At 39.9% G+C, this 6308-nt stretch carries 7 protein-coding genes; all 7 read left to right on the top strand.

The window, feature by feature from the left end; translation table 11 throughout:
* The first annotated feature begins 348 nt into the window (after positions 1–348).
* The 7 genes from flgB (at position 349) to fliI (ending at position 6305) form a co-directional block, all read left to right on the top strand.
* Positions 349–744 carry a flagellar basal body rod protein FlgB gene (gene flgB / locus JN080_RS13270; RefSeq protein WP_256236489.1) on the top strand — a complete coding sequence of 132 codons (396 nt, stop codon included), beginning with the start codon at positions 349–351 and terminating at the stop codon, positions 742–744.
* Between the two features lie 2 nt (positions 745–746).
* Entirely contained in the window at positions 747–1208 is a 462-nt protein-coding gene (gene flgC, locus JN080_RS13265; RefSeq protein ID WP_256236488.1) for a flagellar basal body rod protein FlgC, read from the top strand.
* A 13-nt stretch (positions 1209–1221) separates the two neighbouring features.
* Positions 1222–1530 carry a flagellar hook-basal body complex protein FliE gene (fliE, locus tag JN080_RS13260; protein ID WP_256236487.1) on the top strand — a complete coding sequence of 103 codons (309 nt, stop codon included), beginning with the start codon at positions 1222–1224 and terminating at the stop codon, positions 1528–1530.
* Positions 1531–1601: 71 nt separating this feature from the next.
* The gene (fliF, locus tag JN080_RS13255; protein ID WP_256236486.1) at positions 1602–3197 is read left to right on the top strand and encodes a flagellar basal-body MS-ring/collar protein FliF; all 1596 of its coding nucleotides are present in this window, start codon (positions 1602–1604) and stop codon (positions 3195–3197) included.
* 21 nt (positions 3198–3218) lie between these two features.
* Positions 3219–4235, top strand: coding sequence for a flagellar motor switch protein FliG (gene fliG, locus JN080_RS13250; protein ID WP_256236485.1), 1017 nt, complete (start codon positions 3219–3221; stop codon positions 4233–4235).
* Entirely contained in the window at positions 4219–4989 is a 771-nt protein-coding gene (fliH, locus tag JN080_RS13245) for a flagellar assembly protein FliH (protein ID WP_256236484.1), read from the top strand. The genes fliG and fliH overlap by 17 nt, the downstream gene beginning before the upstream one ends.
* Complete coding sequence (fliI, locus tag JN080_RS13240; protein ID WP_256236483.1) at positions 4989–6305, top strand: flagellar protein export ATPase FliI; 1317 nt, start codon at positions 4989–4991, stop codon at positions 6303–6305. Before fliH ends, fliI begins: the two co-directional genes overlap by 1 nt.
* Positions 6306–6308 lie beyond the last annotated feature (3 nt).

Raw genomic sequence — 6308 nt, 5'->3', positions numbered from 1 at the left:
ATCCTTTAGAAAATTCAGTTACATTAAAAATCCCTAATTGGAAGAATTTCCAATTAGGGATTTTTTTATTTTTGTAAACAATTTTGGGTATATATGCCCAATTTTATTTTCGTAAAATATAATACTATGAAAACAGTGACATTTAAATTAGCTAAGATTCGACATATTTCCACTATGCTTATAGGGTAATAAGAAAGGTCTTCTGGATAAAATATGCATAAAAATTTACTTGAACCTTCATAGACATATTATTGCAGATTCATTACAATAAATAAGAGATTGTTGTTTTCCGAGTAAATTCAGCATAATCCTCCATATTTTTTGATTTTGTCGAAAGAGGTGTATTTCTTGAAACTATTTTCGAATACTTTCACTTCGCTGGAACAAGCACTAAACTATTCATCCTCAAAGCAGAAGGTGATTTCGCAAAATATTGCGAATGCCGATACGCCGAACTATAAAGCAAAGGATGTCAGTTTTAAAGCAATCCTTCAAAATGAGCTGTCTCAAAACTTTACGACAAACCGTACGGATAATCGCCATATTGACTTCTCTGATAATCCACTAACACAGCCCTCAATTGTTACCCGGCCAAATGTTCAATACAACAATAATGGGAACAGTGTGGATCTTGATCAGGAAATGTCAGATTTAGCAACAAACCAAATTTACTATGATGCCCTCATCGAACAAGAGAATAGTAAGTTTGCTACCCTTCAAAATGTTATTCGCGGAGGTAAATAAACATGTCAATTTTTCAAAGTATGAATACAACGGCATCTGCGTTAACAGCACAGCGGCTTAGAATGGACGTTATCTCCTCTAATATGGCAAACGTTGATACAGCCCATGGAAAGCTTGTTAATGGGAAATGGGTGCCATATACACGGAAAACAGTCGTTCTACAGCCAAAAGAAGGGTCATTCTCGTCATATCTGCAATCTGCGATCAATCGCGATGGAGCAAATTCAGCAGGGAATGGTGTCGTCGTCTCCCAAATAAAGGATGATACGGCTACACCATTTAAAACAGTCTATGATCCTGGAAACCCTGATGCCAATCAGGATGGATATGTAGAACTTCCGAATGTAGACCCCCTTCGGGAAATGACTGATCTTATTAGTGCAACCCGTTCCTACGAAGCAAATGTAACGGTTTTAAATGCTTCAAAAGGAATGATGATGAAGGCACTGGAAATCGGCAAATAAAGGAGAATACTAAATGGCTAATGTATCATTTCCGTCTGTACAACAGATCTTTACGACAAATAATAACAGTGTATCGAACTCTACTACATCATTCGAACCAAAAAAAAGTTTTGCGTCCGTATTAAAGGATTCAATTGATCAAGTCAATAATTCTCAGAATGAAGCAGATAACATGACAACTAAATTGGTTAACGGTGAGAATGTGGACCTTCACCAGGTGATGATTGCTCAGCAAAAAGCAAATATTACGCTTCAGGCCACATTAGAGGTTCGCAACAAAGTGATTGAAGCCTATCAAGAAATGATGAGAATGCAAGTTTAGGCTAAGAAAGTTTACATAAATAGAAAAGGTTATCGCTGTCGAGGACAAGACAGAATAACCGGGGGAATAGCATGAACGAAATGATGAAGAAATACGCAAATAGTATAAAAAGTTTCTGGCAAAGCCGGACGAAAAAACAAAAAGGAATTTATCTAGGTTCACTGCTGTTTCTGATTGCTGGAATTGGGATTTCTTCTTTTTTTATCAATCGGACAACGTTTGTTCCTTTATACAGTAATCTTTCTCCATCTGAGGCAGGTACTGTCAAACAAAGCCTTGATACAAAAGGTGTGAAATCAGAACTAGCAGATGGTGGTACCACAATTAAGGTTCCGGATGATGTCGTTGATAATCTAAAGGTTCAGCTTGCCGCTGAGGGTCTCCCGAAAACAGGCAGTATCGACTATTCTTTTTTTAGCCAAAATGCTGGTCTTGGAACAACTGACAACGAATTTAATATGATTAAACTTGATGCAATGCAAACAGAACTAGCCAACTTAATTAAAGGGATCGAGGGCGTTCAGGACGCTAAGGTCATGATTAACCTGCCGGAAAAGGGGATATTTGTAACTGATAAAGGAGAAGCTGCTTCAGCCTCTATCGTCGTGAATACGAAACCAGGCTATCAGTTCAGCGATGTCCAAATAAAAGGGCTGTATCAGCTTGTTTCAAAAAGTGTCCCGAACCTTCCTACAGATAATATCGTCATCATGAATCAATTTTTTGAGTACTTTGACTTAAATAATGACAAAAATTCTTTAGCTGGTTCAAACTTTACAACAAATAATGAGATTAAAAAGCAGGTGGAACGGGATATTCAGCGTCAAGTTCAAACCATGCTTGCGACAATGATAGGACAAGACAAGGTTGTAGTATCTGTTTCTGCTGACATTGATTTTACCCAGGAAAAGAGTACGGAAAATCTTGTTACCCCAGTAGACAAGGATAATATGAAGGGCATTGCAATAAGTGCTGAAAATATTAAAGAAGCTTTTACGGGGAATGGGAGTCAAGCCGGCGGTACTCCCCAATCGGGAACTTCTACCGATTCGCTAGGCTCAAGTTACCTATCTGGAAGCGGATCTAATGGCGATTATGAAAAAACAGATGACAAAGTAAATTACGAAGTAAATCGTGTTCGAAAACAGATCGTTGAAAGTCCATATAAAATAAGAGATTTAGGCATTCAGGTGATGGTCGAACCTCCGAAACCAAACGATCCAAAATCACTTTCCAAATCTACGGTAAAGGATATATCCAATATACTAGGGACGATTGTTCGAACAACAATCGATAAAAGCAGCACTGGAAAGCCATTAACCAATCAAGATGTTCAAAATAAAATTGTGGTCTCTGTTCAACCGTTTAACGGTAAGATAAGCACTGCAAAAGTTACACAAGCATCACTGCCATGGTGGATATTTGTAGTTGGAGGTGTCCTCGTAGCAGCAGTACTGGTTTTACTATTATTATTTTTGCGTTTACGTAAACCAACTATTAATGAAGACAGCGAGGATGTCTCTCAAGCTGAGGCCCTATATGTTCCTGATGTAAATGAGGAAAAAGAGAATGAAGGAACGGTACGGCGCAAACAGTTAGAGAAAATGGCTAAAGAACATCCAGATGAATTTGCAAAGTTGCTGCGTACATGGATTGCTGAAGACTAGACAAGAGGAGGAAGAGACAATATGGCAAGAAGAGACCAAAAAGAGCTATCCGGCAAACAAAAAGCAGCCGTCCTCCTCATTTCACTTGGGCCAGATGTATCAGCGAATGTTTATAAGCATTTAAATGAAGAAGAGATAGAAAAGTTAACATTGGAAATTTCAGGAGTGAAAAAAGTAGATTCATTGACCAAAGAGGAAATAGTAGAAGAGTTTCATAATATTGCCCTTGCTCAGGACTACATTTCCCAAGGAGGGATCGGGTATGCAAAAACGATTCTTGAGAAGGCACTAGGTGCTGAACAAGCATTGAATATCATAAATCGCTTAACATCCTCTCTGCAAGTCCGCCCGTTTGATTTTGCAAGAAAAGCAGACCCAGCCCAAATTTTAAATTTTATTCAAAATGAGCATCCACAAACCATCGCGTTGATCCTTTCTTATCTCGATGCCGCTCAAGCCGGACAAATTTTATCAGAACTGCCCCAGGAAATTCAGGCTGATATAGCCAGAAGGATTGCAGTTATGGACAGTACTTCACCTGAGATAATTAATGAAGTGGAACAAATTCTTGAAAGAAAGCTTTCTGCTACAGTTACACAGGATTACACCCACACAGGTGGGATTGAAACGGTGGTAGAAGTTTTAAATGGGGTAGATCGTTCTACTGAAAGAACGATTTTGGATGCTCTAGAGATTCAAGATCCGGAATTGGCCGAAGAAATCAAGAAAAGAATGTTTGTGTTTGAAGATATTGTTACCCTTGATAATCGTGCTATTCAGCGGGTTATCCGCGATTGTGAAAATGAAGATCTTTTACTTGCACTTAAAGTATCTAGTGAAGAAGTCAAGGAAATTCTTTTCAAGAATATGTCACAGCGGATGGTAGAGACATTTAAAGATGAAATAGAATACATGGGACCAGTAAGATTACGTGATGTTGAGGAGGCTCAATTACGAATTGTCGCAGTCATCCGCCGTTTAGAGGATGCTGGTGAGATCGTCATAGCCCGTGGTGGAGGAGATGATATTATTGTCTAAAGTAATCAAGTCAGGGTGGGCACAATCCATCTACGACGAAAAAATCATTTCTATAAAAATGCTGGAATCTTTGAAAAATGCTGATTCTTTACCTGACATGAACTTGTATGCTGCTGAGCAAGAGTACCTGTTAAAACAAGCTTCTTCCAAGGCGGAAATGATTGTGAAAGAGGCGCAATCACAGGTACAGTCCATTCGGGAGCAAATTTCACGGGAAAAAATGGCCTGGGAGCAGGAAAAAGCTTCCTTGGCTGAAGCAGCCAGGGAGGAAGGGTTTTCTAAAGGGGTAGCTGATGGAAAAGCACAGGGCTATCAGGAATACCATAATGCTATTCTTTTTGCTCAAGAGGTCGTCAATACAGCAAAAAAAGATTATCAACACCAAGTAGCCTCAGCAGAAAAGGTAATTCTTAAAATTGGAATAAGTGCAGCCGAAAAAATTCTCGGAGAAAAGCTGAACGAAAGCGAAGATGGATTCTTAGCCATTGCAAAAAGAGCCCTGAAGGAAGCGCGGGAATCTCGAGATGTGCAGCTCCATGTGCATCCTTGCCACTATGAGTTTCTTTTATCAAGAAAAGACGAATTAACAGTTATATTTCCTAAAGAAACCGACATCTATATTTATCCAAATGATGAACTAGCTGAAACAAGCTGTCTAATCGAGTCAGCAAATGGCCGAATTGATGCGAGTATTGATAGTCAGCTGAAGGAACTGAAACGGAAACTTCTTGACCTGATAGAGAGTGAAAGCTGATGAGCTTAGCGAACCTTCTTGAACACTTAGATGAAATTGATACCTTTAAGCGCTATGGCCGGGTAAAACGAGTTGTTGGCTTAATGATTGAATCACAGGGACCGGAAAGTTCGATCGGTGATGTATGTTTTATCCACGTCGGGACAACGAAAAAACGGAAAATCCAGGCAGAGGTTGTTGGTTTTAAGGATGAAGACGTCATCTTAATGCCATACACATCAATCCAGGATATTTCTCCAGGCAGTTTAGTAGAGGCGACGTTGAAGCCACTCGAAATTAAGGTTGGTACGGGTTTGATCGGTAATGTCATTGATTCACTCGGTCAGCCCTTAGATGGCTCGCTTTTACCGAAGGGGTTAACAAGTGTACCAACTGAACAATCACCTCCTAATCCGATGCAGCGTCCGCCAATTAAAGAAGCAATTGAAGTGGGTGTAAGAGTAATTGACAGTCTGCTGACAGTTGGTAATGGTCAGCGGGTTGGTATTTTCGCAGGAAGTGGTGTTGGAAAAAGTACTTTGCTTGGGATGATTGCCCGCAATACAACAGCAGATTTAAACGTAATTGCTTTGATTGGTGAACGGGGACGGGAGGTTCGGGAATTCATTGACCGGGATCTTGGAGAGGAAGGCTTAAAACGCTCAATCGTTATTGTTGCTACTTCCGATCAACCAGCGTTAATGAGAATTAAAGGTGCATTTACAGCAACTGCAATAGCCGAATATTTCCGTGATAAAGGCCTAAACGTCATGATGATGATGGATTCCGTTACACGTGTTGCCATGGCCCAACGAGAGGTAGGCTTAGCGATCGGAGAACCGCCAACTACAAAAGGGTATACGCCATCGGTTTTTGCGATCCTTCCAAAGCTGCTTGAGCGTACAGGAACAAACAAGTATGGTTCGATTACAGCTTTTTATACTGTATTGGTAGATGGTGATGACATGAATGAACCAATTGCAGATACGGTAAGGGGAATTCTTGACGGGCATTTTATTTTATCTCGTGAACTAGCGAATAAAGGACAATATCCAGCTATTGATGTACTGAAAAGTATTAGCCGGGTCATGAATAATATTGTTCCAAAAGAACACGCTCGAGCAGCTGAAAGACTAAGGGGTTTGCTCAGCACCTATATGACTTCGGAGGATTTAATCAATATCGGAGCCTATAAAAAAGGGTCTTCTAAGGAAATAGATGAGTCCATCCAGATGTATCCACAAATCATCTCTTTTCTAAAGCAAGGTACGGAGGAAAAGGTTTCAATGGAGGAAGGGGCCAATCGGTTATTTCAGTTAATAGGAAAAGGTGAGTAAACT

It is taken from the genome of Bacillus sp. EB600 (assembly GCF_024494385.1).
In the GTDB taxonomy this organism is placed as follows: Bacteria; Bacillota; Bacilli; order Bacillales; family Cytobacillaceae; genus JAEVLT01.
Note: the sequence above shows the minus strand (reverse complement) of the source record. Positions and strands in the feature narration are given on the sequence as shown.